The organism is Micromonospora sp. WMMA1923, assembly GCF_049179195.1.
Lineage (GTDB): Bacteria > Actinomycetota > Actinomycetes > Mycobacteriales > Micromonosporaceae > Micromonospora > Micromonospora yangpuensis.
Map to the genome: position 1 here is coordinate 4,941,910 of NZ_JBMHLZ010000001.1, position 26,834 is coordinate 4,968,743.

A 26,834-nucleotide genomic window follows, 5' to 3' on the forward strand; every position below is an offset into this window, starting at 1 on the left:
TCAGGCCTCGGCCGAGTCCTCACGCAGGTTCTTCACCACGTTGGGGTCGATCGGGACGCCCGGCCCCATGGTGGTGGTCAGGGTGACCTTGCGCAGGTACTTGCCCTTGGCCGCGGACGGCTTGGCCCGCAGCACCTCGTCCAGGACCGCAGCGTAGTTGTCGATCAGCTGGGTGGCCGAGAAGGACGCCTTGCCGATGATCAGGTGCAGGTTCGAGTGCTTGTCCACCCGGAAGGCGATCTTGCCGCCCTTGATGTCCGTGACCGCCTTGGTGACGTCCATGGTCACCGTGCCGGTCTTCGGGTTCGGCATCAGGCCGCGCGGGCCCAGGATCCGCGCGATCCGGCCGATCTTGGCCATCTGGTCCGGCGTGGCGATCGCCGCGTCGAAGTCCAGCCAGCCACCCTGGATCCGGGCGACCAGCTCGTCGGTGCCCACCTCGTCCGCGCCCGCCGCGACGGCCTCCTCGGCCTTCGCGCCGGCGGCGAAGACGATCACGCGGGCGGTCTTGCCGGTACCGTGCGGCAGGTTGACCGTGCCACGGACCATCTGGTCCGCCTTGCGGGGGTCGACGCCGAGGCGCATGGCGACCTCGACCGTGGCGTCGAACTTGGCGCTGGTGGTGTCCTTGGCGAGCGTGATCGCCTCAGCCGGGTGGTAGAGCTTCGAGCGGTCGATGGCCTCGGCGGCCTTGCGGTAGGTCTTGCTGCGCTGCATGTCTGGTGTGCTCCTGTGGTTTCTGGCGGGCCGCGGTCACCGCGTGCCCTCCCACGGTCGGATCTGGTCTGCCGGCGTCAGCCGGCGGCTGCCCCACTGCCGACGTTCCGGCAGCGGGGCCTGATCACCGACGGCTGTCGGTCGGCCCGGTTGCCGACGCTCGGCCGGCGGGCCGGTCGAGCGACGTCAGTCGGCGACGTTCAGGCCCATCGACCGGGCGGTGCCGGCGATGATTTTCTCGGCGTGCTCGATGTCGTTGGCGTTGAGGTCGGCCATCTTCTTCTCGGCGATCTCCCGCAGCTGCGCGCGGGTCACCGAGCCGACCTTCTCCTTGTGCGGGACGCCCGAACCCTTCTGCACACCGGCGGCCTTGGCCAGCAGCCGGGCGGCGGGCGGGGTCTTCAGCACGAAGGTGAAGGACCGGTCCTCGTACACGCTGATCTCGGCGGGGACGACGTCGCCCCGCTGGGACTCGGTCTGCGCGTTGTAGGACTTGCAGAACTCCATGATGTTCACGCCGTGCTGGCCGAGCGCGGGGCCGACCGGCGGCGCCGGCGTGGCCTGGCCCGCCGGCAGCTGAAGCGTGAACGTCTTGACGAGCTTCTTCTTCGGAGGCATGTCACTTCCTGGGGCTTGAAACTGGGGAAAGCGCCGGCCGCGGGCGCGCACGGTCAGCACGATGCGACGACGGCGACGTTCTAGGGTAGCGCAGCATCCGCCACCCCTTACGCCGAGGTACGGCCTGGGGCCGGGACAGACGCGCCGGCGGTGGGTCACCCCACCGCCGGCACCGGTCAGATCTTGGCGACCTGGTTGAAGTTGAGCTCGACCGGCGTCTCCCGGCCGAAGATCGACACCAGCACCTTCAGCTTCTGCTGGTCGACGTTGATCTCACTGATCGTGGCCGGCAGCGAGGCGAACGCACCGTCGGTGACCGTGACCGAGTCGCCGACCTCGAAGTCGAGGACCCGGACCTCCGGCTTGGCCTTCTTCTGCTCGGTCTCGACCGCCGGGGCCAGCCACTTGAGCACCTCGTCGAGGCTCAGCGGTGCCGGCCGGTCGGCCCGGTCGGTCGCCCCCACGAAGCCGGTGACCCCGGGGGTGTTGCGGACGCAGGAGTAGGACTCGGCGGTCAGCTCCATCCGGACCAGGATGTAACCGGGGAAGACCTTGGCCTGGATCTGGGAACGCTTGCCGTTCTTGACCTCGACCTCCTCCCGGGTCGGCACCTCGACCTGGTAGATGTAGTCCTCCATGTCGAGGGACGTGATCCGGGTCTCGAGGTTGGTCTTCACCTTGTTCTCGTAGCCGGCGTACGAGTGCACCACGTACCAGTCGCCCGGCGCGTAGCGCAGCTTCTGCCGCAGCTCGGCAACCGGGTCGTAGTTCTCGTCCGGCTCGGGCTCGGTGGTCGGGAACTCCGGCTCGCTGGCGGCCTCGACCGACTCGTCACTCGCCGCCGTCGCCACCGCGGACTGCTCGTCCTCGGGTCTGGCGGTCTCGTCGTACTCAGGCACGCTCGCTCACTTCCGTCACTATCGGCTCAGTCGGCCGGTCAGCTGGGGTTACCGAAGACCCACAGCACGCCCTTCGCGAAGGCGAAGTCAAGCCCGGCCACGATCGTCAACATCACCGTGACGAAGACGACCACCACGGCGGTGTAGGTCAGCAACTCCTTGCGGGTCGGCCAGATGACCTTACGCAATTCGGCCACGACCTCGCGGAAGAACCGCGCCACGCGGCCGAACGGGCCGACCCGGTCGCCGTCGGACTTGGTCTTCGGCCGGCTCTCCGACGACTCGACCCGAGCCTTGGACGAGGTCGCACCAGCACCGCTGGCAACCGGCTCTTTAGCACCGGTGGCGTCGTCGCCGGCCACGTCGTCGCTGGCGGTCTCGTCGACGACGTCCTCGTCGTGCTGACGGTCGTCGCCGGCGTCCTCGCCGCGCCGCTTGTTCTCGGCCACTTCGCCCTCCGTCGCGGGAAATCGGGGTCGCACGCCGGATGGGCGTACGCGGCGCTGGTCACGCCAGCCGGACCACACCGTCCCGCGACGGGCCGCGGCCGGCGGACCGACCGGGTGGGTCCGTTGCTCGGAACCACCCCGCCGATGCCACCACCACGGGCCGGACGCCGCCGGAGGCGGCGCGACCCACGGAACGGTCAGGCCTGAGGCGCAGGGGTGACAGGACTTGAACCTGCAGCCTGCGGTTTTGGAGACCGCTGCTCTGCCAATTGAGCTACACCCCTGTGCGGCAACACTCGCCCCACCCGGCCACAGCAGACCGAGCAGGGGTCACATGCCCCACGGCGGACCAGTGTACGGGTACCGGCACCAGTTTCCCAACCGGTCTGGCCGCCACGCGTGGCGGCCCGCCGTCAGCGCCGGGTCCGTACCGTCGCCCGGGCCTGCGAGAGCACCTTCTCACCCTGGCATACCGCGGTCACGTCGAGCCTGGTGAGGCCCTCGTCGGTGACCTCACGGACCTTCGCCGACACCTCGATCTCGGTGCCCTGCTCGTCGTCCGGGACGACCACCGGGCGGGCGAACCGGACGTTGTACTCGACCACGGCGTCGGGGGCACCGGCCCACTCCGCCACGGCCCGGCCGACCAGGGCCATGGTGAACATCCCGTGGGCGATCACCCCCGGCAGCCCGACCTTCGTCGCGACCCGGTCGCTCCAGTGGATCGGGTTGAGGTCACCCGAGGCGCCGGCGTAGCGGACCAGATCCGCGCGGGTCACCCGGTACGTCCTGACCGGCAGCTCCATCTCAGCCCTCCCCACGTACGACGAACTTTGACCAGAGCGTGACCACCGGCTCGCCGGCGGCGGTGGCGATCTCGGTCCGGGTGGTCAGGAAGTCGTGCCCACCGCGCTGGGTGATCTCCTCGATGGTGGCCCGGCAGACCAGCTCGTCCCCGGCGACCACCGGGCGGGTGTAGACGAACCGCTGGTCGCCGTGGACCAGCCGGGAGAAGTCGACGCCGAGCTGCGGGTCGGTGAAGATCTGCTGGCTGGCGCGCTCGGAGACCACGACGGGGAAGGTCGGCGGGGCCACCACGTCGGGGTGGCCGAGCGACCGGGCGGCCTCCGGGTCGTGGTGGGCCGGGTCGTCGGCGCCGATCGCCGTGGCGAACTCGCGGATCTTTTCTCGGCCCACCTGATAGGGGGCGGTCGGCGGATAACTCCGGCCGACGAAGGACGGGTCCATGGGCATGTCGAGAACCTACACGGAACGCACGAAAGCCGATCCGGGGGCGGACGGGCGGGGAATCCGCGCATCCGTACCGGATCGGCGATCGGGTGTATCGGGCCGGCCGGCTCGCGCCGGCCGCAGGTCAGCGGGTCTCGCGGTGGACCGTGTGCTTGCCGTCCCGGGGGCAGAACTTCTTCAGCTCGATGCGGTCCGGGTCGTTACGGCGGTTCTTGCGCGTGATGTAGTTGCGCTCCTTGCACTCCACACACGCCAAAGTGATCTTCGGCCGGACATCGGTAGCCTTCGCCACGGCGGAGTGCCTTCCTCGCTAACGGAAACAACTACGGCGCATCAGTGTACGCGCTGACGGCCTGGACATGCAAAGCGGGCGCCCAGTGGCGCCCGTCCCATCGACCACCGGGAACGGACCTGATGGCCGAAAGTAGCGGTGGCCGGACTTGAACCGGCGACACAACGATTATGAGCCGTTTGCTCTACCATCTGAGCTACACCGCCGTGGGTGGGTCCAGCCGGACCCGTTGAGCCCCCTTACGGAATCGAACCGTAGACCTTCTCCTTACCATGGAGACGCTCTGCCGACTGAGCTAAGGGGGCCTGCGCGATCTCCCCGTGGGGCGCGCAGGGGTAAGAGTACACGGCCCGCCCCCGCAGGTGAAATCGGATCCCCCGGCCACCGTCGCCGGAAGCTCCGCCCCTGGTCAGAGCGGTTTATCGGCCGCCTCAGTGCACCGCGCGCAGCCGGGGCAGATCCACCGCCGCGGCGGTCTCCGGCTCGATCTGGGCACCGAACCAGGCGGCCAGCCGCTCGTACGGCAGCGGCCGGCTGAACAGGAAGCCCTGCCCGATCTCGCAGCCGATGTCCTGGAGCAGCTCCAGGGTCAGCTCGCTCTCCACCCCCTCGGCGACCACGGTCAGCCCGAACTGCTGGGAGAGGGTCACCACCGCGTTGACGATGGCCAGGTCACCCGGGTCGGTCGCCATGCCCTGGACGAACGAGCGGTCCACCTTCACCTCGTGCACCGGCAGCCGGCGCAGGTAGGCAAGCGAGGTGGCCCCGGTGCCGAAGTCGTCCACCGAGAGCCGTACCCCGAGGTCCCGCAGTCGACGCAGGGTGGGGATCGGCCGGTCGGTGCCGTCGAGCACCCCCGACTCCCGGATCTCGAAGGTGAGCCGATGCGGTGGCACGCCGTACTCGGCGAGCAGCTCGCGTACCTGGTCGGGGAAGTGCCGGTCGGTGAGCGTACGGGCGGAGAGGTTGACCGAGACGGCGAGCGGCTGGTCGGCGTGCGCCCAGTCCCGACTGCGCCGCAGCCCCTCCCGCAGCACCAGCTCGGTGAGCCGACCGAGCTGGCCGGTGTGTTCGGCGACCGCGACGAAGTCCTCCGGCGCGACCGCGCCGTGCGCCTGGTGCTCCCACCGGGCCAGGCACTCCACCCCGACCAGCCGGCGGTCCCGCAGCGTCACCTTCGGCTGGAAGTAGACCTGCACGTCCCCGTCGTCCAGCGCCCGGCGCAGGTCGCCGGCGAGGCCGAGCCGGTGCAGCGCCCGCGACTCCAACGCCGGGTTGAAGACCTGCACGTTCCCGGGTACGGACTTGGCCGCCATCGCGGCCAGGTCCACCCGTTGCAGCAGGGTCACCGCGTCGCTGCCGTGATCCGGGTGTACGGCGACCCCGACGGCCGTGTCGACGTCCAGGGTCAGCGCGTCGAAGACCATCTCGTCGCGGATCTGCTCCCGCAGGCTGGCGGCCAGCTCGACGGCGGCGTCCACGTCCTCCAGCCGGAGCGTGACCAGGAACTCGTCCCCGCCGGCCCGGCCCACCAGGGCGGCCGACGGGGCGCTGGCGCGCAGTCGCTCGGCCACCTCGGCGAGCACCTTGTCCCCGGCGGCGTGCCCGAGCGACTCGTTCACCTGCCGCAGCCCGTCCACGTCGAAGAGCAGCACGGCGACCACCTCGCCGGGGGCCCGGATCTTCACCGCCTCGCCGAGCGCCGCGGTGATCCGCCGCCGGTTGGGCAGCTTGGTCAACGTGTCGTGGTACGCGTCGTGCCGGAGCTGGTCGACCAGCCGGGAGTTCTCCAGCGCGACCGCGGCATGCGCGGCGACCGTCTCGAAGACGGGGATGTCGTCCGCGGTGAAGTGGTTGGTGTCCCCGAGCCGGTTGACCACCTCCAGGGTGCCGATGACCACCTGGCCGGAGCGCAGCGGGAGGATCACCACGTCCTTGATCCGTTCGACCCGCAGGCTCGCCCGCAGGTCGACCTCCCCGCGCAGCCGGGCGCCGACGGCGACCATCCGCGCCTCCCGCAGGGCCCGTTCCCGAAGCTCGGTCGGCGCCATCGCCACGTCCAACAGGCCGGCGTCGTCGGCCCGGGCGGTCAGCAGGACCTCCGGGTGCCGGCCCTGCGCGGGCAGCCAGAGGGTGGCGTACTCCGCCTGCATGACCCCCCGGACCCGGTCCAGCAGGGCGTCGACCAGGGTCCCGTCGTGCCCGCTCTCGGTCATCGCCCGGGTCAACTGGTAGAGGTCACCGAGCGTCCGGTGCTGGCGCAGGAACTGGGTGTAGGAGCGGTAGACCAGGCCGAGCGCCAGCGCGAAGGCCACCAGCAGGACGATCCCCCACCGGTCGGTGACCAGCGTGATGAGGACCAGCAGGCCGATCACCACGTTGATCAGCCCGGCCAGCAACGCCGGCGGCGAGGTACGGATCAGGTGCCAGCCGGCCTGCCAGCCCTGCACCACGGTGTTGACGGCGGCGACCGCCGCCAGGGTGACGAAGTGGTAGACACCGGTCGCCACCAGGAGCACGCCCCAGGTGGCCGGTCCGACACCCTCGTGCTCGGGCAGCGCCAGCAGGGCTATCTCGGCCAGCGACGTCGCCGCCGCGGCGAGGACGACGTTGAACCAGAACTTGACAGGCGCGAGCCGCCGCCACATCTGCACGATCAGCGCGGCCGACGTGTAGGCCAGCACCACGGAGAGCGGTGGCAGCAGATAGAAGGCCACCACGAGGGGAATCTCGGCAAGAATCACGCCGAACGCCTGCCGGCGGACGACGATACTGATGATCGGCAGTACCGCACCGATCATCACCACGAGCATTGCCAGGGTGGCTGGCCACTCCCCGACCGCCGGATCGGCCACCAACGCGAGAATCGTCGAACAGACGACCGCGATGACGGCCAACAGGCCAGTGATCAGCCAGGCGTTCTCGGTCGACCGGGATGACCGGGGCCGGCGTGCGACCATACCGTTCCCTCCGCCAGCGACGTCGAGCCGCGGCCAACCACCCTGGGCTGGCCCTGTGGGTATTACCGGAGCACCGAACCGCCAAGCGGCGCGGCCCACTCCCAGCCACCCTGAACATCAAAGTTCGCTCCGCCGGCCAGGACGGCCACAGCGGCGAGAGCGAGCAGGCAGCCAGCGAGACGGCTGACCCTTCGAGCAGACATGGTCGCTCCTGTCACGAGTACGTCGGAGTGAGTGAAGGTTCCACGATGGTGCCACACGGCCAGCAGGCGTAAAAGCGGAGAACGCCGCAGCCTGGCACCGTAGCCGGCTAAATCATCCGTTCGATGTCGGAGCCCGTCCCTCCGGCCCAGATCGCGTCACCGCAGGTCCGCCCCTTGCTACAGAACATGCAAATTGCGACCAGCACCTCGAACCGCGCGGATCCCGGCTCTGCTGCAGCTGCATCTGCCACCGCATCTGCAGATGCACCTGCACCACAGTGGACGGAACGCTTTAGTGGCATTATGACCAATTTGTACGATGATCTGGCTACGACGGCGCGGCGAGCCCCGCGCGCCGCATTGCTCCCGGTCATCGAATGAACCGCGACAGCGCATCTCCGGGCCCGGGACCCGCCCTGCCACTACCACGTTCAGTTGGCAGAGCAGGCCCCAACGGACCATCCTCGTCGTCGCGGGAGTACACACGCTCGGCTCGGTCGGCGCGGTCGACTACCTCACCCGCAATCTGCCCGATCTCTATGCCCAGGTCGGCACCCACTGCTTCTCTATGGTCGTCCGCAGCGAACACGACGGTGACACGGTGACCAGGAGCGAACTCGCATGCCCGCCACGAATCCACGCCCAGACGTAGTCACCGCCGAGCGGGCCGGACGAGACCGCCCCACCGAAGACCGCATCTTCACCACACCCGACGCCGTCATCGTGCTCGACGGCGCATCGCAGCCGGAAAAGACCAGCCGCGACGGCGGATGGCTGGCCGAGCAGGTCGGGCAACACCTTCGTCAACTCCTGACCGAACACCCCCGGGCCGATCTGACCGACACACTCGCCGAGGCGATCGGCCACGTCCGCGACGGGCACACCCTGCGACCCGGCAGCGGGCCGTCGACGACGGTGAGCATCGTCCGATGGACCAGCGACGACATCGACGTTCTGGTGCTCGGCGACAGCCCCGCCATCCTGCTCACCCGTGGCGGCGAGATCCACCAGGTCCGCGACGACCGGCTCTCCCGAGTCGCCTCCGACCAGCGGGCAGAGCTGTACAACGCCGTACGACGACGGGGTGGGTTCGGCTTTCAGCACGTCGCGGAGTGGACGGCGCTGGTCCAGGCGCAGCAGCGCGCCCGCAACACTCCGGGCGGCTACTGGATCGTCGAAGCCGACCCGGAGGCTGCCCGCCACGCTGTCCGTGCGAGTTGGCCGGTCAGCGACATCGCGGCCGTACTGACGATGACCGACGGCATGGATTCGTACCGGGTGCCGGCAAGTTGGACAGCGGCTTTCGCCCTCGCCGACGAGCACCCGACACTGCTCGTCGAGGCCGTGCACCAGGCCGAGGAGAATGATGCCGACGGACGACGTTGGCCCCGCAGCAAGCAGCATGACGACAAGGCGGTAGCCCTGATCCGGTTCAGGTGACCAGAGCGAGACTCATGGTTTACGACGGATTGCAGGACGTCCGTGATCTAGGCCGACTCAACGCGTACGATCTGGTGTTTCAGTCCCGCCGCCGGCCGCCAATCGACGCGCGGACCACTATCCGCCCATGCCCACAGTGAGTCAGTAGGAGCTCATCCAGCGGAACGCCGAGACGATCACCGCCAGGGTGGCGACGCCCCACACGATGTTCCGGCCGGTGCCGGCCCAGAACAGGTAGGCGACCTGAGCGACCACGAAGACCGCCGTCAGGGCCAGGTCGACGAAGAGCAGCACGATGGTGAGCGCCAAGCGCATCAGGAACCAGACGAAGCCAAGTCCGCACCACTTGCCGATGGTCGAGTCGTCGTAGGCCCAGCGGGTGAACACGAAGGGCTTGTACAGGGAGGAGTCCCAGCCCTTGTCCCACTTCGCGCCCACCTTGGACCAGTACGATTCGCCACCCTCCTTGACCGTCGCTTGATCCACCCGCTTGAACTGCACCTTCTTGACCGCGCCGTCGGTGACATCGATCAGGACTTGCCCGTCTTTCACCTGGATCGTGGTGGTTCCGTTGACGACCACGGTGAGCTGATCACCGCCGGCCTGAACCCTGAAGACCTGATCAAATCCGGACTTTCCCTTGCTGCGGTCGCGAAGCAGGACGTATATCGCATCCTTACCGCGCGACGGAAGGGAGTAGTCGGCACCGACCGAGAACTCACCGATCGGAGTGACGACACTCGGCGTCTCACCCTCGACAGCCACGCCGTTCGGTCCGACCGTCAACGCCACCGGCAGCAGCACGGGCTTGTAACGGACCTTGCCGGAGGTCTCTGGGTCACAGCCGGTGAGAACCAGGCACAACAGTACGAGGCTCACCCACACAGCATGATCGCGGGTCGAGCGCCGGCGCGGAGACGGCAAATCTGGCGGACGAGGCGTCAGCGATACCCCTTGCCGAGTAACGGCACCTACGGTCAACGCACACCGTCCACTTGACCTGCACAGATTGACGCCAGAGCAGTTACTGCACGCAGCCGCATGGTTACGAGTGTCTCGCAGGTGGTCAAGACGCGCTGCGCCCTGTGGCATCGCCCTCATCGAAGCGCGTCACCGATCTTATCGTTCATGGTGTCGCCGCCGTCGATCGTCGACGGAACGCGGGAGTGCCACACGGACCGCCCTCGGCCAGGGCCGGGGGAGTGTCAACCGAACCCGGGGCAGTCCCGCCAGCGAGATTGAGCGGGACTGAGTGAGACTCAAAGAAGAGGCCCCTGACCGGCGTTCGCGCTGGTCAGGGGCCTCTTCTTGCACCTGGTGGCGGGTAGAGGATTCGAACCTCTGAAGCTTTCGCGACGGATTTACAGTCCGCTCCCATTGGCCGCTCGGGCAACCCGCCAGGGCGTACCACCACGCTGTGCGCGGCGGCGGATGCAAGGATAGCGGTTGCTCCCGGCCCCGGCGCAACCGGGTACGGTCGGTGGGTCTGCCGCTGGCACCAGTGGGCAGGGATACGTGTACGAGACCGCCGGACAGCAGGAGCATGAGCATGGCAGCGAACCCGTCGTTCGACATCGTCAGCAAGGTCGACCGCCAGGAGGTCGACAACGCCCTCCGCCAGGCGGAGCGGGAGCTGTCGACGCGGTTCGACTTCCGGGGCACCGGTGCGGAGATCACCTGGTCGGGCGAGGAGGCGATCAGCCTCCAGGCGGAGACCGAGGAGCGGGTCGTGGCCGCCCTGGACGTCTTCAAGGAGAAGCTGGTCAAGCGGAACATCTCGCTCAAGTCGCTGGACGCCGGCGACCCGAAGCCCTCCGGCAAGATCTTCAAGCTGGACTGCAAGGTCGTCCAGGGTATCGAGTCGGAGAAGGCCAAGGCGATCAGCAAGAAGATCCGGGACGAGGGCCCGAAGGGTGTGCAGGCGCAGATCCAGGGCGACCAGCTGCGGGTGACCGGCAAGAAGAAGGACGACCTGCAGGCGATCATCGCCCTGCTCAAGGCCGAGGACTTCGGCATCGCCCTCCAGTTCACCAACTACCGCTGACGGGTTCACCACCTACCTACCGCCGACGGCGGAGCCGCCCAAAGATCTTGGAAGAAACCGGCCCATACGGACGGGCATAATCTTCCAAGATCTTTAGCCTGTTCCAGACACCCCACAGGCGCGCAAAAAGGGCAATCAGGCGCAAAGCCGGCAGCGATTTCCGGTCGGCCGCGCCACCCCATGCGCCCCCATCACCGCCGAAGCGGGCTCCGAGGTGAATCTTGGACACTTACCGTTCTATTTGGACGGTAAGTGTCCAAGATCTACCCCGATCGGGCTCGTCCAAGATCTTCAGGACCCGTCCAGGCTGACGAGGGCCAGGCAGGCCAATAAAGCCAGGCCAGCCGACAAGGGCCAGGCCAGCCAACAAGGGCCAGGTGGCTCAGGCGGGCTCGGGGGTGAGGGTGTCTTCGGGGCGTACCGGGGAGTGTTTTTCGGCTCGGGTGAGGGGGCCGGCCGGTAGCGCGGCGACCAGGGCTCCCACCGCGACCGTCGCGCCGGCGAAGAGGAACGCGCCGGGGACGCCGCCGCCGTGGTCGATGATCAGGCCGGCGCCCGCGCCGCCGGCCGCGCTGGCGCCGACCGACATGGTCACCACCCAGGTGTACGCCTCGTTCAGCATGCCGTTCGGGGTGATCCGGCCGACCAGGGTGTTCTCCAGGGTCAGCGCCGGGGCGATCAGCGCGCCTCCGACGACGAGGGCCACGCCCAGCGCGAGGGGTCCCGGCATCATCGCGAAGACGGCGAACGAGCCGGCCACCCCGGCGAGCAGCCAGGCGAAGAGGCGGGTCATGTTGGCCGCCGGTGCCCGGGTGCCGAACCAGACTCCCCCGACGGCACTGCCGATGCCCCAGACGGCCAGCAGGATGCCGGCCAGTCCCTCGGCCGCGCCGTCGCCGGCCTGGGAGCCGGCGTGGGCGCTGGCGAAGGCGGGGACGGTGACGCCGGCCGCGCCGAAGGCGGCACCGATGCCGGCGACGCAGACCAGCAGGGCCGGGAAGCCGGGTACGGCGAGCGGGCCGAGGCCCCGGGCGTGGTGCTCGCGGGCGTGCGGGCGCCAGCCGCGCATGACCCGGCCGAGCGCCACCACGAGCGTGCCGCCCAGGGTGACCACGGCCGCGCCGAGCAGGGCGGTGGCGGCGTCGGCGAGCAGGACGAAGGCGGCCACCAGCAGGGGCCCGAGCACGAAGACCAACTCGAAGAGGGTGGTCTCGGCGGCCAGGGCGGTGTTACGCAGGTGGTACCGGCCGGTGGCGGGGGCGGTGAGGTCGTTCCAGGCGCCCCGGATCGCGGCGGTGAGTGGCGGGTACGTCGCTCCGGCCACCGCCGAGGCCAGGTAGATCCAGGTCAGCGCCGCCGGCCCGGAGCGGCTGGCGAGCAGCAGCCCGACCAGGGCCAGCGGGTGGGCGACGGCGGTGAGCAGCAGGACCGGGGTGGGGCCGACCCGGTCGGCGATCCGGCCGGCGACCGGGCTGAGCACCGCACCGGAGAGCGCGTAGAGACCGCCGGCGACGGCGGCGAGCGAGTAGCGTCCGGTCACCTGTTCCACGACGAGCAGCAGGGCCAGCGGTGTCATGCCGATGCCGAGCCGGCCGACGATCCCGGTGACCAGCAGTACGGGTGCGCCGGGGATCTGCCACACCCTCAGGTAGCGACCGAACGCGGCCATGCGGACCCCCTGGTAATGAGCGAAAGACCGTACGACCCTAACGCCGGGGTGGCGTCGGGCGACATGGTTTTCTCGCTCACACACACTCCGCCCGCGTCCGGCCCGGGCCGGACGCGGGCGGAGGACGGTTGGTCGGTCGGTCGCCGCGGGGCACCGTCCGGACCAGCGCTGGAGGCTGGACTGGCGCGGTAGCCGATCAGCGCTGGACCGGCGCAGGAGCTGGTCAGCGCTGGAAGCGGACCGGCCCGCTGTTGGCTGCCATCTGCTCCAGGCGGCGTACCCGCTCCTCCATCGGCGGGTGGGTGGCGAACATGGCGGCCATCCCACCACCCTTCTTGAACGGGTTGTCGATCATCAGGTGGGCGGTGCTGGTCAGCTGGCCCTCGGCGGGCAGCGGCCGCAGTTGGGTACCCGCGTGGATCTTGCGAAGCGCGCTGGCCAGGGCCAACGGGTCACGGGTCAGTTCGGCGCCGGAGGCGTCCGCCTGGAACTCCCGGCTGCGGCTGATCGCCAGCTGGATCACCGTGGCGGCCAGCGGGCCGAGGATGATGGTGACCAGCAGCACCAGCGGGTTGGGGCCGTTCTCGTTGCGGCCGCCCAGGGGGATGAACAGGGCCAGGTTCGCCAGCATGGTGATGATGCCGGCCAGGCCGGCGGCGACGCTGGAGATCAGGATGTCCCGGTTGTAGACGTGCGACAGCTCGTGGCCGATCACGCCGCGCAGCTCGCGGTAGTCGAGGATCTCGGTGATCCCCTGGGTGACGCAGACCGCGGCGTTCTGCGGGTTGCGGCCGGTGGCGAAGGCGTTGGGCTGCGCGGTGGGGCTCAGGTAGAGCCGGGGCATCGGCTGGTTGGCCTCGGTGGCCAGCTCCCGCACCATCCGGTACAGCTCGGGGAACTGCGCCTCGCTCACCGGTTGCGCCCGCATCGAGCGCAGCGCGAGCTTGTCGGAGAAGAAGTAGGTGACGCCGTTCATCACCAGCGAGACGGCGACGGCGACGACCAGTCCGCCACTGCCGCCGAACCAGTAGCCCACCGCCAGGATCAGCGAGGTGAGCAGGCCCAGCAGGGCGGCGGTCTTCAGACGGTTGTGGTGCACGATCACTCCTTCGGTGCACGGATCGGACGCTCGATACCGCTGACCGGTGCAACAGACCGGTACCCCACAACAGTCCGTCTAATGACTGTGAGTTACCTGAGAGCGGTGAGCTCCAGCACCAGTTGGGGAGCCAGGCCGACCAGCACGGCCAGGACCGTCGCCACCGCCAGCGCGGCCAGCACCGAGGCCGCCGGCCGCCCCGACGACAACCCAGCGTGATCGTCGCCCGAGGCGGTCACAGGAGCCGACGCGGCGGGGGCGTACAGGGTGGCGGTCAGGCGCAGGTAGTACGCCAGGCCGATCACCGCGTTCAGCGCCACCACCACGGCCAGCGCGGCCGAGCCGCCGGTCAGCAACGACCGGACCACGGTCACCTTGGCGAAGAGGCCGGCCAGCCCCGGCGGCAGCCCGGCCAGCCCGACCAACGCCAGCCCGAACGCCGCCGCGACCCACGGATGCCGGCGGGCGGCACCCCGCAGGTCCCGCACCGTGCCGCCGTCCGCGCCCGCCGGGCGCAGCGCCACCAGCGCCGCGAACGCGCCGAACTCCAACAGCACGAAGAAGACCGCGTACGCCACCGCTGCCGCGTACGCCACCGCGGCGGCCTCCCCGGTGCGGCCGGTGGTCAGCGCGAGCGCCCCGAGCGGGGCCAGGATGTAGCCGGCCTGGGCCACCGACGACCAGGCGAGCAGCCGGACCGTCCGGCGTTGGCGCAGCGCCACCAGGTTGCCGACGGTCATCGTCAGCACCGCGAGCAGAGCCAGCACCGGCCCGGTGACGGTCGCCGGCAGCGCGTACTGGACCACGGCGAGCAGGGCCACCACGCCGCCCAGCTTCGAGGCGGTGGAGAGGTACGCGGCCACCGGCACCGACGCGCCGTCGTAGGTGGCCGGCGCCCAGGCGTGGAACGGCACCGCGGCCACCTTGAAGGCCAGCCCGAGCACCACCAGCGTCACCGCGGCGGTGGCCAACGGCAGCTCGGTCAGCTCCGGGCGCTCGGCGAAGACCGCGCCGAGCCGGTCCAGGTGCAGTCCACCGGTGACCGCGTAGAGCAGCGCCGCGCCGAGCAGGGTGAGCGTGGTGGCCACCACGCTGACCACGAAGAAGGTGACCGCCGCCTCGGCGCTGGCCAGGCTGCCCCGCCGCAGCCCGACCAGGACGTAGATCGGCAGGGTGAGCGTCTCCACCGCCACGATCAGGGTGATCAGGTCGCCGGCCGCGCCGAGCACCACCCCGCCGGTCATCGAGGCGGCCAGCAGGAAGGTGTACTCCCCCGTCGGCGACCGGCCGGCCCGCAGCAGTGGCCCGGAGAGCCCCAGCACACCGAGGGTGAGCAGGGCGAACACCCCGGCCACCAGGGCCGCCCGGTCGTTCATCACCCAGGAGCAGTCGGTGCCCACGCAGAACGTCCGCCGGGGCTCGCCGACGCCCACCACGACGGCGGCGAGCACCGTGCCGACCGCCCCGAGGGCGGCCACCGCCACCGTCACCCGGTCCCGCGACACCAGCAGGTCGGCCAGGAGCACCAGCACCGCCGTACCGGCCGCCAGGTACGCCGGCAGCAACGCCACGTGGTCGATGCTCTGCACCACACTCATGATCTACTCCTCCACCTTATGGTGCGAGCACCTCGACGAGGGCGGTCACCGGGGCGGCGGCCACGCCGAGGACCAGGGTGGGGGCCAGGCCGATGGCCAGGGCGAGCAGCACCAGCGGCGTCCAGGCGGTCAGTTCCGCACCGGCCAGGCGGGGCTCCAGCGCACCCACCGCCGGGCTGGGTCGGCCGTGGGTGACCCGGCGCAACAACCGCAGCAGGTACGCCGCGGTCAGCGCCCCGCCGACCGCCGCGAGCACGCCGAGGGTGATCCAGAACGCCCCACCCCGCTGTACGGCGGCGATCACCGCCAGTGCCTCCCCCCAGAAGCCGGCCAGGCCGGGCAGGCCGAGCGAGGCGACGGCGGCGAAGCCGAGCAGCCCGGCCAGCCGGGGCGCGGCGTCGCGCAGCCCGGACAGCTGCGCCAACGATCCGGTGCCGGTACGGTCCTTGACCGCCCCGGCCAGGAAGAACAGCAGCGCGGTGAGCACCCCGTGGGCGATGTTGCCGATCAGCGCCGCCTGGATGCCGGTGGCGGTGAGCGTGGCGATCCCGAGCAGCACGAAGCCCATGTGCCCGACGCTGGAGTACGCGATCAGCCGCTTCAACTCGTCCTGGGCCATGCAGATCAGGGCCCCGATCAGGATGGCGGCCACCGCCAGCACCCCGAGCACCGGGGCGACCTGCCGGGCGCCCTCCGGGGCGACTCCCACCGCGACCCGGATCAGGCCGTACGTGCCCATCTTGAGCAGTACCCCGGCGAGCACGACGCTGCCGACGGTGGGTGCCTGGGTGTGCGCGTCGGGCAGCCACGAGTGCAGCGGCCAGAGTGGGCTCTTCACCGCGAAGGCCAGCCCGAGCAGGATGAACGCGGCCAGCTGGGTGCCCCGGGACAGCCCGTCGCCGCCGGTGAGCGTGACCAGGTCGGCGGTGCCGGCGGCGGTGACCACGAGGTAGACCCCGACCAGCAGGAGCACCGAGCCGAAGAGGGTGTAGAGGGCGAACTTGCGACCCGCCGCCCGGGCCGCGTCCCGGGCCGACCGGCCGTCCCCGGTGGCGCTGCCGCCCCAGCCGACGATGATCGCGTACATCGGCAGCAGGACGACCTCGAAGAAGAGGAAGAAGAGCACCAGGTCCAGGGCGAGGAAGGTGCCCAGGATGCCCACCTCGACCACCAGCAACAGCGCCACCAACGCCCGGCCGCTGCCACCGGCCGGCACCTTCCAGACGGTGTACCCGCAGCAGAGCAGGGTGAGCAGGGCGGTCAGCACCACCAGGGGCCAGGAGATGCCGTCCACGCCGAGGTGGAACCGCAGCTCCAGGCCGGGCACCCAGGGCAGGTCGAGCTGGTGCCAGGGGCGTACCGCCGGGGCGTCGGCGGCCCAGGCCGTCCAGGTCCGCTCCCCGGTGGCCAGCAGCACCGCCGCGAGCAGGGTCAGGCCGGCGAAGACCGTACCGACCAGGCGGGCCGCCCGGTCCCGGGGCCACGCGGCGACCACCACCGCGCCGAGGGCCGGCACCGCCAGGACCGCGACCAGCAGCAACTCCCCGATCCTCATCCGGTCTCCTCGGCTCGCGACCGGCCGACCCGGCCAGTTGGTCGCCGGCCGGCCCGGCACTGGACCGGACCGCGCCCGGCCGGTCGGCACCGGACCGGCCGGCCCCGGCCGACCCGGCGCGGTGACGCGTTCGCGGTGGTCATGTCAGTCCGCCGATCACGATGGCGGCCAGGCCGAGCAGCAGCGCGCCGGCCAGGACGCCGGCGGCGGCCCGGGGCAGCGCGGCGCGGTGCAGTTGGGCCAGGCCGCCGCCCAGGCCCCGGGCACCCCGTCCGGTGCCCTCCACCGCGCCGTCGACCACCACCAGATCGGCGGTACGGGCCAGTCGGGCGAGCGCCCGGACCGGGCGTACCACCAGGGTCTGTTGGAGGTCGTCGAGGCGGAAGCCGGCGGCGAAGAGCGACCCCAGCGGACCGAGGGCGCGGGCCGGGTCGGCGGCCGGGTCGCCGCGCCAGCCGGCCCAGGCCAGCCCGGCCCCTACCAGCAGGAGCACGGTCGGCAGCAGCAACGCCGGCCCGAGGTGGACCAGCTCCCCGGCGGAGGCTGAGGCGGAAGCGGAGGTGCCGGCGGCGTCAGCGGTGGCCGGGGTGAACAGCCGGTCGGCGAAGGCCGGCCAGAACGCGGCCAGCCCGAGCAGCGCGGAGGGCACCGTCAGCAGCAGCACCGGCCAACGCAACACCGCCGGCGGGTCGTGCGGGTGCAGCAGCGGATCCCGCAGCTCGCCGAAGAAGACCCGCAGCAGCAGCCGGGTGGCGTACCAGGCGGTGACCACCACCCCGAGCAGCCCGGCCAGCCAGACCAGCCACGCCACCCAGCCCTGCGCGGGGCCGGTGCCGTCCAGCGCGGCGGTCTGGGCCACCGCGAGCACGCCGTCCTTACTCCAGAAGCCGGCCAGCGGGGGCACGCCGGCCAGCGCGCCCAGCCCGACCAGGGTGCACCAGAAGGTCACCGGCATGCTGCGGCGCAGCCCGCCCATCCGGGACATCGACGCGGTGCCCAGCGCGTGGATCACCACCCCGGCGGCCAGGAACAGCAGCGCCTTGAACGCGGCGTGGGTGAGCAGGTGGAACAGCGCCGCCGGGGGTGAGCCGACGGCGAGGGCTCCGGTCATGTAGCCGAGCTGGGAGACCGTCGACCAGGCGAGTACCCGCTTGAGGTCGTCCTGGGCGGTGGCCGCGAACGCGCCGAGCAGCAGGGTCACCGAGGCCATCACGCCGAGCACGACCAGCGCGGTCGGGCTGGCCGCGAAGAGCGGCCAGAGCCGGGTGAGCGCGTACACCCCGGCGGCGACCATGGTGGCGGCGTGGATCAACGCGGAGATCGGGGTCGGGCCGGCCATCGCGTCCGGCAGCCAGGTGTGCAGCGGGAACTGGGCGCTCTTGCCGGCCACCCCGGCCAGCAGCAGCAGGCAGGCGGCGGTGAGCGTGGTGGTGCTGTGCGAGTGGGCGAGCACGTCGGCGATCCGGAAACTGCCGGCGCTCACCCCGAGCAGCGCGATGCCGAGCAGGAAACCGACGTCGCCGACCCGGGTGACCAGGAACGCCTTCATCGCGGCGGCCGGGGCCTCGGGCAGCCGGCGGTCGTGGGCGATGAGCAGGTACGAGCAGATGCCCATCACCTCCCAGCCGACCAGCAGCATGACCAGGTCCCCGGCGACCACCACGGTCAGCATGGCGGCGGTGAAGAGGCTGATCTGCGCGGCGTACGGCGGGTACCGGTGGTCGACCTCGCCGTCGTCGGCGGGCCCCGACCGCAGGTAGCCGACCGAGTAGACCTGCACGGCCAGGGCGACGGCGGCCACCGCCACCGCGACCAGCGCGGCGGCACCGTCCAGGCGTACCCCGAGGGTGATCGTCAGGCCGCCCAGCTCCAGCCAGGTGGTGCTGGTCTCGGTCGGGCCGTCCAGGCCGACCAGCAGGGCGAGAGCGACGGCGAGGGCACCGGCCGCGCCGGCCACCCCCAGCCCGATCGCCACCGGCCGCGCCGGCCCCTCGCCGCGCGCCGCCGCGCCGCCGGCCGGACCCGGCGACGAGCCAGCCGCGCCGCGTGCAGACCCCGCCGCGCCGGTCGCGACGCGCGACGCGGGCGGCAGGAGCAACCCCGCCAACCCGGCGACCAGGGGTACGGCCGGCAGCAGCGCCCCGAGCAGTCCGTTCACCGGTCAGCCTCCCCGTGCGTGCCGGTGCCGCTCGTGGCCGCCTCGGTCGAGTGTGCGGTGGCCTCCAGCTCAGGGCCCTCGGTCAGCGGCACCTCGTCCACCGCGACGCTGGCCCGCAGCCGGTAGAACTGGAGCACGATGGCCAGCCCCACCCCGATCTCGGCGGCGGCGAGCACGATCACGAAGAGCGCGAAGACCTGACCGCTCTGCGGCAGCGTGGCCCGGACGGTGGTGTCCGCGGTGATCAGGACCAGGTTGACCGCGTTCAGCATCAGCTCGACGGCCATCAGCACCAGCACGGCGTTACGGCGGCGCAGTACGCCGTAGACGCCCAGACCGAACAGGAGCGCCGCGGTTACGTACGGGATGACCGGCCTCACCGTCGCCGCCCCCGACCGATGTCCGGGCGGGACAGCACGATCGCCCCGATCAGGGCGGACAGCAACAGCACCGAGAGCACCTCGAAGGGGAGTACCCAGCTGCGGAAGATCTGGTCGCCGAGCCGTTCGGCGGTACCCGCCTCGGGCAGGTCCACGGTCGACCACCGGTACGCGTCGACCATCAGCACGGTGAGCCCGAGTCCACTGCCGCCGCCGATCAGCGCGGCCGGCCAGCCCGGCCGGTCCAGGTCGTCGGAGGCGCCGATCGGGGCCCGGGTGAGCATCACCGCGAAGAGCAGCAGCACCACCACCGCGCCGACGTAGATCAGCACCTGCACCCAGGCGACCAGCTCCGCGCCGAGGACCAGGAAGATCCCGGCCACCGCGCCGAGGCAGACCACCAGGTACAGGCCGGCCCGGACCAGGTGGCTGGTCCCCACCACCAGCGCGCCGGCACCGACGGCCACCGCGCCGAGGGCCAGCAGTAGCACGTCCACCCCGGTCACGGGGCGGTGCCCTCGTCCGGACCCGGACCCTCCTGACCGGACGTCGCCGGGCGGGCTGGGGGCGTACCTCGGGGGGCGGTGGGGCGGGCGGGGGGCGCGGTGGGGGCGGCGGCCTTGCGCGCGGCGGCGGTCTCCTCCTTGGCCGGCTCGCCGTTGCGGTCGTGCGCGGGCGGCGGTGGCACGGTGGCCATCCACTCGCCCAGGTGGTCCTTGTCGTGCAGCAGGTCCTTGATGTCGTACTCGGCGTACTCGAACTCGGGTGACCAGTAGAGCGCGTCGAAGGGGCAGACCTCGATGCAGATGCCGCAGTACATGCAGAGCGAGAAGTCGATGTCGAAGCGGTCGAGCACGTTGCGCTGCCGGGGGCGGGCGGCGCCGGGCACCGCCACCTCCTCCTTGTGCGAGTCGATGTAGATGCACCAGTCCGGACACTCCCGGGCGCAGAGCATGCAGACCGTGCAGTTCTCCTCGGACAACGCGATCACCCCCCGGGAGCGGGGTGGCAGCTCGGGGGCCACGTCCGGGTACTGCTGGGTGGTCGAGCGGCGGGTCATCGTCTTGAGGGTGACCGCCAGTCCCTTCGCCAGGCCGGCGCCGGGCAGGCTGCGCTCGCTACGTTCGCCGGGCAGGCTGCGCTCACTGCGGTCACCGTGCTCGCTCATGTCGACCATCCTGCCCTGTGTGCCCGGCGCGCGCGACCACCACCCGACTCTTCGCGGCGGTACCGTACCGGTGGGGAGAACGACGCACCGGACGTGACCGCTGTGAGGAGTGACCGTCGATGACCGCCGCGCTGTCCAGCGAGCCGCCCGAGGGCGGGTGGACGACGGACGACCTCGACGCCCTGCCCGACGACGGGCGTCGCCGGGAACTGCTCGATGGAGTGCTGCTCGTGTCCCCCTCCCCCACCGCCGCCCACCAGACCATCGCCATGCGACTCGGCGTCGCGCTGGAGTCGGAGAGCCCCGACGACTACCAGGTGACCCAGGGGGTCGAGGTACGGATCAACCGTTCCCGCTGCTTCATCCCGGACGTCCTGGTCACCACGGCGACGGCGGCCCAGCGTCGCCCGGCCCGGTACGAGCCGCACGAGGTGGTGCTCGCCGTGGAGATCGTGTCACCGAGCACCCGCTCGATCGACCGGGTGCTGAAGCCCACCCTCTACGCCCAGGCCGGCATCCCGTTCTACTGGCGGATCGAGACCGAGAGCGGCGAGCTGGTGGTGCACACGCACCGGCTCGACCCGGTGGCCGAGGTCTACGCCGAAACCGGCCGGTGGACGAAGTTCGTCGACACCGGGGAGCCGTTCCCGGTGAACCTGTCCATCGCCCGGCTCACCCCCCGGTACCTCTGAGCCCACTGCCGGCGCCCCGGCGGTGGGCGGCCAAGGTCTCAGCGGCGGGCGGCCAGCCGGGTGAGGTGGGTGTCGATCTCGGCGCGGGCCTCGGCCGGGCTGAGCGCGGCGTAGAGCAGCCGTAGCGTCACCCCGTCCAGCACGGTGGCCAGCTCCCCGGCGGCCTGCGGCACGTCGACGTCGGCGGCGATGCTGCCGTCGGCGCGGGCCAGGTCGATCAGGCGGGCGAGGTTGGCGCGTAGCTCGACGGCGTTCTCCCGCATGATGGCCGCGATCTGCTCGTCGATCAGCGCCTCGGCGGTCAGCATCAGCCAGACCCGCGACTCGAAGATCCGCTCCTCGTCCAGCGGGACGAGCTGGACCACGGCCAGCCGCAGGGTCTCCAGCGCGCTCGGCCCGGTGGGCAGCGCCCGGGCCCGCCGGACCACCCGGTCGACCAGGTACGCCATGGCGGCCCGGACCATCAGCTCCCGGGTCGGCAGGTAGTGCTGGGCCGTCGCCAGCGGCATCCCCGCCTCGCCCGCGACGGCCCGGACGGTGGTGCCGGCCACGCCGGTACGGCTCAGCACGGCGCAGGCGGCCGCCCCGAGTCGGCTCCGACGCTCCTCGTGGTCCACGACCTTCGGCATGTCATGATCGTACGTGATCGGTCGCTTGACCGATATAGGTCAAGCGACTAATCTCCTCGCCATGACCGCCGACCTTGCCCCGAAAAGCCCCGCTACGACCCCCGGCTTCGCCCGGTTCACCTGGCCCGATCTGGCGATCGTGCTCGCGGTCGGCTTCGGTCTGGCCAACGCCCCGGTGGCGAACTTCCTCGCCCGGGGCCCGGCCGCCCTGGGCGCCTCCGAACTGCTCGCCAGCGGCCTCGCCTGGCTGCTGATCAACGGGGTCCAACTGCTGGTCGGCCTCGCCGTGACGTACCACCGCTTCGGCGAGATCCGCCGGCCGCTGCTGCTGACCCGGCCCACCGCCGGCAACCTGCGCGCCGCGACCTGGTGGGGGCTGGCCAAGGCCGCGCTCACCCTCGGCCTGCTCCTGGCACTGCCGGCGGCGCTCACCGCGGACGGCGGCGGCGAGGGCGGCTACCCGCCCGGCAGCCTGCTCGCCCAGTTCACCTTCGCCTTCTTCTTCGGCGCCATCGCCTCCCCGATCTACGAGGAGGTGCTCTACCGGGGCGTCTTCTTCCAGGGCCTGGCCGCCCGGCTCCCGGCGCTGGCCGCGATCGGGATCTCCGCCGGCTTCTTCGCGGTGATGCACCTGCCCCGGGTCTTCAACACCATCAGCGCGCTCTTCGCCGGCCTGCTCTTCGCCTGGCTGCTGCACCGCTACCGCAACCTCTGGGTGCCGATCCTCGCCCACACGGTGAGCAACGGGACCCTCATCGTGCTCGCCTTCGCCGCCCAGGTCGCCTGAGCCCCGGCCTTCCCGCCGTCCGCTGCCCGTACCGCGCGGTGAACCCTGGCCTGAGCGGCCCGAGCCTGCAGCACCGCGCGGCCTGAGCCCGTACCGCGCGGCCTGAGCCCGCGCCGCGGCCTGAGCGGGCCGGCCGGTGCCGGGTCGGCGGGGGCGTGGCCGAGGTCGCGGTGGGCGTTGCCGGGTCGCTGGGTAAGGGATCGGACATGATGGGACCGACTGGACCTGCAACGGTGGAGGACGACGCAATGGCGGAGAGCAACGGCGCGGCGACGCAGACCGGCGGCAAGTACGTCGAGCCGGGCGGCGAGTTCACCCGAGACCAGCGGTACATCGCCACCCGGATCACCGCCGACGGGCGGGACGGGTACCCGGTGGAGCCCGACCGGTACCGGCTGGTGGTCAGCCGGGCCTGCCCCTGGGCCAACCGCATGATCATCGTACGGCGGTTGCTCGGCCTGGAGGAGGCGCTGCCGATGGCGGTGGCCGGGCCGACCCACGACGCCCGGAGCTGGACCTTCGACCTGGACCCGGACGGGCGGGACCCGGTGCTCGGCATCGAGCGGCTGGGCGAGGCGTTCTACGCCCGGTTCCCCGACTACGACCGGGGGATCACCGTGCCGGCCATCGTCGACGTGCCGACCGGGCAGGTGGTCACCAACGACTACGCGCAGATGACCCTGGACCTCTCCACCGAGTGGACCGCGTACCACCGCCAGGGCGCGCCGCAGCTCTACCCGGAGCACCTGCGGGCCGAGATCGACGAGGTAAACAAGGTGGTCTTCGCCGACGTCAACAACGGCGTGTACCGGTGCGGGTTCGCCGGCAGCCAGGAGGCGTACGAGAAGGCGTACCGGCGGCTCTTCGAGCGGCTGGACTGGCTCAGCGACCGACTCACCGAGCAGCGGTACCTGGTCGGCGACACCATCACCGAGGCCGACGTCCGGCTCTTCACCACGCTGGTCCGCTTCGATCCGGTCTACCACGGCCACTTCAAGTGCAACCGGCAGAAGCTGAGCGAGATGCCGGTGCTGTGGGCGTACGCGCGGGACCTCTTCGCCACCCCCGGCTTCGGCGACACCATCGACTTCGACCACATCAAGCGGCACTACTACGAGGTGCACCGGGACATCAACCCGACCGGGATCGTGCCGCTCGGCCCCGACCTGGTCAACTGGCTCAGCCCGCACGGGCGCGAGGCGCTCGGCGGCCGGCCCTTCGGCGACGGCACTCCCCCGCCGCCACCCGCCCCGGCCGAGCAGGTCCCCCCCGCACACACCCCACTCGCCTGACCCCCCACCCCGAATGCAAGGAAGGGCCCCTTCCTAACGCTTTTTGTATAGGAAGGGGCCCTTCCTAACCACGCGGCACCGCCAGCCGGGGCGACCACTGAGAGCCATCACACATTCACCTTGCGTGTTCAATAGTTAACACGGCCGTCAATCGAACCTGGTCGACTTAGGGGGTCCGGCCCGGTGACCCACCGCCGGAGTCGGATCGGTCTGTCCATTGTGGACTCCCTGAGGAGGATCGAGCCTTGCGCAAGCTGGGTAGCAGAACCGCACGTCTGGGCGTACTCGCCGGGTTTCTCACCGGCGTACTCGTCGCCACCACCGCTCCCGCGAACGCGGTGCCGGGCACCGCGGAGCCGGGTCGGGCCACGCCCGCCCCGCTGCTGGCCGCCGGTGCGCCGGCCGCGCCGGACCGGTACGTCGTGGTGCTCTCCGAGAAGCCCGCCGACACCGCCCGATCCAGCCAGGCCGCCCGGTCGATCACGGTGGCCGAGGCCGCCGGCGGCACGGTACTCAACCGCTACACCCAGGTCCTCGACGGGTACGCCGCCCACCTGCCCCCGGCCGCTCTCGCAGCGGTCCGCAACGACCCGGCGGTGGCGTACGTCGAGCCGGACACGGTCGTCCGGGGTGGTCCGGTCAACCGGGTGTCGACCCCCCAGGCGGTGCAGCCGAACCCGCCGTCCTGGGGGCTGGACCGCATCGACCAGCACTACCTGCCGCTGAACAACAGCTTCGGGTACACCACCACCGGCAGCGGCGTCACCGCCTACGTCTTCGACTCCGGCATCCGCGCCACCCACGTCGACTTCGGCACCCGAGCCGCCGGGGCGTACGACGCGGTCGGTGACGGCAACGGCACCAACGACTGCCACGGGCACGGTACGCACGTCGCCGGCACCATCGGCGGCACCACGTACGGGGTGGCCAAGGCGGTGACGATCCGGGCGGTCCGGGTCCTGCAGTGCGACAACTCCGGCTGGACCACCGACCTCATCGAGGGCCTCGACTGGGTCGCCGCCAACCACGCCGCGGTCTCGGTGGCCAACTTCAGCCTCCAGGGCTACGGCACCGCCCCGAGCGTGGCCGTCGAGAACCTGATCGACTCGGGCGTCTACCCGGTCTTCATCGCCAACAACTTCAACACCGACGCCTGCACCAACGGCCCCCGGTCGACGCGCGGCATCACCGTGGCGGCGACCGACAGCACCGACAACCGGGCCTCGTTCTCCAGCTACGGCAGCTGCGTCGACGTCTTCGCCCCCGGGGTGGACATCACCTCCGCCGGCATCGCCTCGAACACCGCGGTCGCCGCCGGCTGGGGCGGCACCTCGATGGCCGCCCCGCATGTCACCGGCTGGCTGGCCCGCTACCGGCAGTCGAACCCGACGGCCACGCTGGCGACGGCCAAGTCCGCCCTGATCGCCGCCGCGACCACCGGCGTGGTGATCAACCCGGGCCCCGGCTCCCCCAACCGCCTCCTCTACGCCGCCCCTAGCTTGTAAGGAAGGGCCCCCTGTTAACGCTTTCGGTATAGAAGGGGACCCTTCTAACGCCTAACGGGCACCGCCTCAGCACACGGCACCGCCTCAGCGCACGGCACGGTGTGGCCTGGCCGAGGGAAGCCACCTCGGTCAGGCCACCCGCCCGCTGCCATCCGCCCGCTGCCGGTCGCGCGACCCGCTGCCGGCGTGAGAAAGGTTCCCCTCTATACCGGAAGCGTTAACAGGGGGCCCTTCCTTACAGGGCGAGGCGGACGGCGGCGGTGAGGACGAGCTGGGCGAGGGCGGCCGGCACCAGCACCAGCCAGCAGAGCCGCTGCAACTGGTCCTCACGCAGCCGCGGGTACGACACCCGCAGCCAGATGATCACGAAGGAGACGGCGAAGACCTTCAGCAGCGTCCAGAGCCAGCCGAGCTGGGCGTCGGCGAACGGCCCCTGCCAGCCACCGAGGAAGAGCACCGTGGTCAACGCGGCGATCACCACGATCCCGACGTACTCGGCGAGCAGGAAGAAGGCGAACCGCAGCCCGCTGTACTCGGTCATGTAGCCGAAGACCAGCTCGGAGTCGGCTACCGGCATGTCGAACGGGGGACGCCGGATCTCGGCCAGCCCGGCGACGAAGAACACGATCATCGCGGGGGCCTGCCAGAGCAGCCACCAGGGCTGCCACGCCTCGACGATCCCGGAGAGACTCAACGTGCCGGCCGCCATCGCCACCGACGCGGCGGCCAGCACCAGGGGCAGCTCGTAGCCGAGCAGCTGCGCCGCCCCCCGCAACCCGCCCAGCAGGCTGTACTTGTTGGCCGAGGCCCAGGCGGACATCAACACCGCGAGCACGCCGATGCCCACCACGGCCAGCACGAAGAACAGACCCACGTCCAGCGGCTGCCCGACCAGACCGCCCGGCCCGAGCGGGATCACCAACAACACCAGCAGGTACGGCACCAGCGCGACCACCGGCGCGAGCCGGAACACCGCCCGGTCGGCCTCCCGGGGAGTCAGGTCCTCCTTCTGCACGAACTTGACCCCGTCGGCGATCAACTGAGCCCAGCCGTGGAAGCCACCGGCGTACATCGGGCCGAGCCGACCCTGCATGTGCGCCATCACCTTGTGCTCGGCCTGCCCGACCAGCAGCGGCAGGGTGAGGAAGGCGACCAGCACGCCGACCACCCGGATCAGCAGCTCCAACCAGGCCGGCATCAGTCAGTACCCCCGTCGTCAGCCGGACGTCCGGTCGGGGGCCGACGGGCGGGTGGTTCTTCTCCGGCCGGCCGCGCCGGACGTTCCCCTCCGGCCGGACGCTCGCCCGGAGCCGGACGCTCGCCCGAGGCCGGGCGGGCCAGACGCTCGCCGGGAGCCGGACGCTCGCCCGAGGCCGGACGCTCCGCACGATCGCCCGGAGCCGGGCGGGCCAGACGCTCGCCCGGAGCC

At 71.2% G+C, this 26,834-nt stretch carries 25 protein-coding genes and 4 tRNA genes; 6 read left to right on the forward strand and 23 right to left on the reverse strand.

Features of this window, described 5'->3' with window-relative positions:
* From rplA to ACN28G_RS22375, 11 genes are all read right to left on the reverse strand, one after another.
* The gene (rplA, locus tag ACN28G_RS22325) at positions 1–717 is read right to left on the reverse strand and encodes a 50S ribosomal protein L1 (RefSeq protein ID WP_091444089.1); all 717 of its coding nucleotides are present in this window, start codon (positions 715–717) and stop codon (positions 1–3) included.
* Positions 718–903: 186 nt separating this feature from the next.
* On the reverse strand, positions 904–1,335 hold the full coding sequence (gene rplK / locus ACN28G_RS22330; RefSeq protein ID WP_091444093.1) for a 50S ribosomal protein L11: 432 nt from the start codon (positions 1,333–1,335) through the stop codon (positions 904–906).
* Positions 1,336–1,511: 176 nt separating this feature from the next.
* Positions 1,512–2,234 (reverse strand): transcription termination/antitermination protein NusG, encoded by a 723-nt coding sequence (nusG, locus tag ACN28G_RS22335; protein WP_091444096.1) that lies wholly within the window; start codon positions 2,232–2,234, stop codon positions 1,512–1,514.
* A gap of 38 nt (positions 2,235–2,272) precedes the next feature.
* The gene (gene secE / locus ACN28G_RS22340) at positions 2,273–2,683 is read right to left on the reverse strand and encodes a preprotein translocase subunit SecE (RefSeq protein ID WP_091444098.1); all 411 of its coding nucleotides are present in this window, start codon (positions 2,681–2,683) and stop codon (positions 2,273–2,275) included.
* Between the two features lie 211 nt (positions 2,684–2,894).
* Positions 2,895–2,967, reverse strand: a tRNA-Trp gene (locus tag ACN28G_RS22345).
* Between the two features lie 129 nt (positions 2,968–3,096).
* A complete protein-coding gene (locus tag ACN28G_RS22350; RefSeq protein WP_091444101.1) occupies positions 3,097–3,489 on the reverse strand; it encodes a MaoC family dehydratase in 393 nt (130 codons plus the stop codon).
* Position 3,490: 1 nt separating this feature from the next.
* The gene (locus ACN28G_RS22355; RefSeq protein WP_091444104.1) at positions 3,491–3,937 is read right to left on the reverse strand and encodes a MaoC family dehydratase N-terminal domain-containing protein; all 447 of its coding nucleotides are present in this window, start codon (positions 3,935–3,937) and stop codon (positions 3,491–3,493) included.
* A 121-nt stretch (positions 3,938–4,058) separates the two neighbouring features.
* Complete coding sequence (gene rpmG, locus ACN28G_RS22360) at positions 4,059–4,226, reverse strand: 50S ribosomal protein L33 (protein ID WP_013288652.1); 168 nt, start codon at positions 4,224–4,226, stop codon at positions 4,059–4,061.
* A 133-nt stretch (positions 4,227–4,359) separates the two neighbouring features.
* Positions 4,360–4,432: transfer RNA gene (locus ACN28G_RS22365), tRNA-Met, on the reverse strand.
* Between the two features lie 26 nt (positions 4,433–4,458).
* Positions 4,459–4,531 (reverse strand) — tRNA-Thr (locus tag ACN28G_RS22370).
* A 126-nt stretch (positions 4,532–4,657) separates the two neighbouring features.
* On the reverse strand, positions 4,658–7,186 hold the full coding sequence (locus ACN28G_RS22375) for an EAL domain-containing protein (RefSeq protein WP_421480257.1): 2,529 nt from the start codon (positions 7,184–7,186) through the stop codon (positions 4,658–4,660).
* A gap of 824 nt (positions 7,187–8,010) precedes the next feature.
* Between ACN28G_RS22375 and ACN28G_RS22380 the strand changes: the two genes are divergently transcribed.
* Positions 8,011–8,829 carry a protein phosphatase 2C domain-containing protein gene (locus ACN28G_RS22380; protein WP_421480258.1) on the forward strand — a complete coding sequence of 273 codons (819 nt, stop codon included), beginning with the start codon at positions 8,011–8,013 and terminating at the stop codon, positions 8,827–8,829.
* Between the two features lie 141 nt (positions 8,830–8,970).
* On the opposite strand, the gene ACN28G_RS22385 is transcribed toward ACN28G_RS22380, so the two are convergent.
* Positions 8,971–9,708 carry a hypothetical protein gene (locus ACN28G_RS22385; protein WP_139135761.1) on the reverse strand — a complete coding sequence of 246 codons (738 nt, stop codon included), beginning with the start codon at positions 9,706–9,708 and terminating at the stop codon, positions 8,971–8,973.
* A 436-nt stretch (positions 9,709–10,144) separates the two neighbouring features.
* Positions 10,145–10,228 (reverse strand) — tRNA-Tyr (locus ACN28G_RS22390).
* A 150-nt stretch (positions 10,229–10,378) separates the two neighbouring features.
* Between ACN28G_RS22390 and ACN28G_RS22395 the strand changes: the two genes are divergently transcribed.
* Entirely contained in the window at positions 10,379–10,873 is a 495-nt protein-coding gene (locus ACN28G_RS22395; RefSeq protein ID WP_091444126.1) for a YajQ family cyclic di-GMP-binding protein, read from the forward strand.
* Between the two features lie 382 nt (positions 10,874–11,255).
* On the opposite strand, the gene ACN28G_RS22400 is transcribed toward ACN28G_RS22395, so the two are convergent.
* From ACN28G_RS22400 to ACN28G_RS22435, 8 genes are all read right to left on the reverse strand, one after another.
* Positions 11,256–12,542 (reverse strand): MFS transporter, encoded by a 1,287-nt coding sequence (locus ACN28G_RS22400; protein WP_091444129.1) that lies wholly within the window; start codon positions 12,540–12,542, stop codon positions 11,256–11,258.
* A gap of 223 nt (positions 12,543–12,765) precedes the next feature.
* Complete coding sequence (gene htpX / locus ACN28G_RS22405) at positions 12,766–13,641, reverse strand: zinc metalloprotease HtpX (RefSeq protein ID WP_421480259.1); 876 nt, start codon at positions 13,639–13,641, stop codon at positions 12,766–12,768.
* A 92-nt stretch (positions 13,642–13,733) separates the two neighbouring features.
* On the reverse strand, positions 13,734–15,239 hold the full coding sequence (locus tag ACN28G_RS22410) for an NADH-quinone oxidoreductase subunit N (RefSeq protein WP_091444131.1): 1,506 nt from the start codon (positions 15,237–15,239) through the stop codon (positions 13,734–13,736).
* Positions 15,240–15,255: 16 nt separating this feature from the next.
* On the reverse strand, positions 15,256–16,794 hold the full coding sequence (locus ACN28G_RS22415) for a complex I subunit 4 family protein (protein WP_421480260.1): 1,539 nt from the start codon (positions 16,792–16,794) through the stop codon (positions 15,256–15,258).
* A gap of 139 nt (positions 16,795–16,933) precedes the next feature.
* On the reverse strand, positions 16,934–18,952 hold the full coding sequence (locus tag ACN28G_RS22420; RefSeq protein WP_421480261.1) for an NADH-quinone oxidoreductase subunit L: 2,019 nt from the start codon (positions 18,950–18,952) through the stop codon (positions 16,934–16,936).
* Positions 18,949–19,332 carry an NADH-quinone oxidoreductase subunit NuoK gene (gene nuoK / locus ACN28G_RS22425; RefSeq protein ID WP_229688564.1) on the reverse strand — a complete coding sequence of 128 codons (384 nt, stop codon included), beginning with the start codon at positions 19,330–19,332 and terminating at the stop codon, positions 18,949–18,951. The genes ACN28G_RS22420 and nuoK overlap by 4 nt, the downstream gene beginning before the upstream one ends.
* A complete protein-coding gene (locus tag ACN28G_RS22430; protein WP_091444135.1) occupies positions 19,329–19,838 on the reverse strand; it encodes an NADH-quinone oxidoreductase subunit J in 510 nt (169 codons plus the stop codon). Before ACN28G_RS22430 ends, nuoK begins: the two co-directional genes overlap by 4 nt.
* Positions 19,835–20,500 (reverse strand): NuoI/complex I 23 kDa subunit family protein, encoded by a 666-nt coding sequence (locus ACN28G_RS22435; RefSeq protein ID WP_421480262.1) that lies wholly within the window; start codon positions 20,498–20,500, stop codon positions 19,835–19,837. Before ACN28G_RS22435 ends, ACN28G_RS22430 begins: the two co-directional genes overlap by 4 nt.
* Before the next feature lie 119 nt (positions 20,501–20,619).
* Here ACN28G_RS22435 and ACN28G_RS22440 point away from each other — a divergent pair, with 119 nt between their 5' ends.
* Positions 20,620–21,192, forward strand: a complete 573-nt coding sequence (locus ACN28G_RS22440; protein WP_091444137.1) for a Uma2 family endonuclease — start codon at positions 20,620–20,622, stop codon at positions 21,190–21,192.
* Positions 21,193–21,230: 38 nt separating this feature from the next.
* Here the strand turns inward: ACN28G_RS22440 and ACN28G_RS22445 are convergent, their stop codons facing one another.
* Positions 21,231–21,821: a TetR/AcrR family transcriptional regulator gene (locus tag ACN28G_RS22445; protein ID WP_421480263.1), complete on the reverse strand. Its 591-nt coding sequence runs from the start codon at positions 21,819–21,821 to the stop codon at positions 21,231–21,233.
* A 61-nt stretch (positions 21,822–21,882) separates the two neighbouring features.
* Here ACN28G_RS22445 and ACN28G_RS22450 point away from each other — a divergent pair, with 61 nt between their 5' ends.
* The 3 genes from ACN28G_RS22450 (at position 21,883) to ACN28G_RS22460 (ending at position 25,405) form a co-directional block, all read left to right on the forward strand.
* Positions 21,883–22,608: a CPBP family intramembrane glutamic endopeptidase gene (locus ACN28G_RS22450; protein ID WP_421480264.1), complete on the forward strand. Its 726-nt coding sequence runs from the start codon at positions 21,883–21,885 to the stop codon at positions 22,606–22,608.
* 248 nt (positions 22,609–22,856) lie between these two features.
* Positions 22,857–23,900, forward strand: coding sequence for a glutathione S-transferase family protein (locus ACN28G_RS22455; RefSeq protein ID WP_091444152.1), 1,044 nt, complete (start codon positions 22,857–22,859; stop codon positions 23,898–23,900).
* 245 nt (positions 23,901–24,145) lie between these two features.
* Positions 24,146–25,405, forward strand: a complete 1,260-nt coding sequence (locus tag ACN28G_RS22460) for a S8 family peptidase (protein ID WP_091444154.1) — start codon at positions 24,146–24,148, stop codon at positions 25,403–25,405.
* Between the two features lie 235 nt (positions 25,406–25,640).
* Here the strand turns inward: ACN28G_RS22460 and nuoH are convergent, their stop codons facing one another.
* Complete coding sequence (gene nuoH, locus ACN28G_RS22465; protein ID WP_091444161.1) at positions 25,641–26,603, reverse strand: NADH-quinone oxidoreductase subunit NuoH; 963 nt, start codon at positions 26,601–26,603, stop codon at positions 25,641–25,643.
* Positions 26,604–26,834 lie beyond the last annotated feature (231 nt).

Coding starts and splice junctions, on each gene's coding strand:
- rplA (WP_091444089.1), bottom strand. CDS start 717: ATGCAGCGCAGCAAGACCTACCGCAAGGCCGCCGAGGCCATCGACCGC.
- rplK (WP_091444093.1), bottom strand. CDS start 1,335: ATGCCTCCGAAGAAGAAGCTCGTCAAGACGTTCACGCTTCAGCTGCCG.
- ACN28G_RS22350 (WP_091444101.1), bottom strand. CDS start 3,489: ATGGAGCTGCCGGTCAGGACGTACCGGGTGACCCGCGCGGATCTGGTC.
- ACN28G_RS22355 (WP_091444104.1), bottom strand. CDS start 3,937: ATGCCCATGGACCCGTCCTTCGTCGGCCGGAGTTATCCGCCGACCGCC.
- ACN28G_RS22375 (WP_421480257.1), bottom strand. CDS start 7,186: ATGGTCGCACGCCGGCCCCGGTCATCCCGGTCGACCGAGAACGCCTGG.
- ACN28G_RS22380 (WP_421480258.1), top strand. CDS start 8,011: ATGCCCGCCACGAATCCACGCCCAGACGTAGTCACCGCCGAGCGGGCC.
- ACN28G_RS22395 (WP_091444126.1), top strand. CDS start 10,379: ATGGCAGCGAACCCGTCGTTCGACATCGTCAGCAAGGTCGACCGCCAG.
- ACN28G_RS22400 (WP_091444129.1), bottom strand. CDS start 12,542: ATGGCCGCGTTCGGTCGCTACCTGAGGGTGTGGCAGATCCCCGGCGCA.
- ACN28G_RS22410 (WP_091444131.1), bottom strand. CDS start 15,239: ATGAGTGTGGTGCAGAGCATCGACCACGTGGCGTTGCTGCCGGCGTAC.
- ACN28G_RS22415 (WP_421480260.1), bottom strand. CDS start 16,794: ATGAGGATCGGGGAGTTGCTGCTGGTCGCGGTCCTGGCGGTGCCGGCC.
- ACN28G_RS22435 (WP_421480262.1), bottom strand. CDS start 20,500: ATGAGCGAGCACGGTGACCGCAGTGAGCGCAGCCTGCCCGGCGAACGT.
- ACN28G_RS22440 (WP_091444137.1), top strand. CDS start 20,620: ATGACCGCCGCGCTGTCCAGCGAGCCGCCCGAGGGCGGGTGGACGACG.
- ACN28G_RS22445 (WP_421480263.1), bottom strand. CDS start 21,821: ATGCCGAAGGTCGTGGACCACGAGGAGCGTCGGAGCCGACTCGGGGCG.
- ACN28G_RS22450 (WP_421480264.1), top strand. CDS start 21,883: ATGACCGCCGACCTTGCCCCGAAAAGCCCCGCTACGACCCCCGGCTTC.
- ACN28G_RS22455 (WP_091444152.1), top strand. CDS start 22,857: ATGGCGGAGAGCAACGGCGCGGCGACGCAGACCGGCGGCAAGTACGTC.
- nuoH (WP_091444161.1), bottom strand. CDS start 26,603: ATGCCGGCCTGGTTGGAGCTGCTGATCCGGGTGGTCGGCGTGCTGGTC.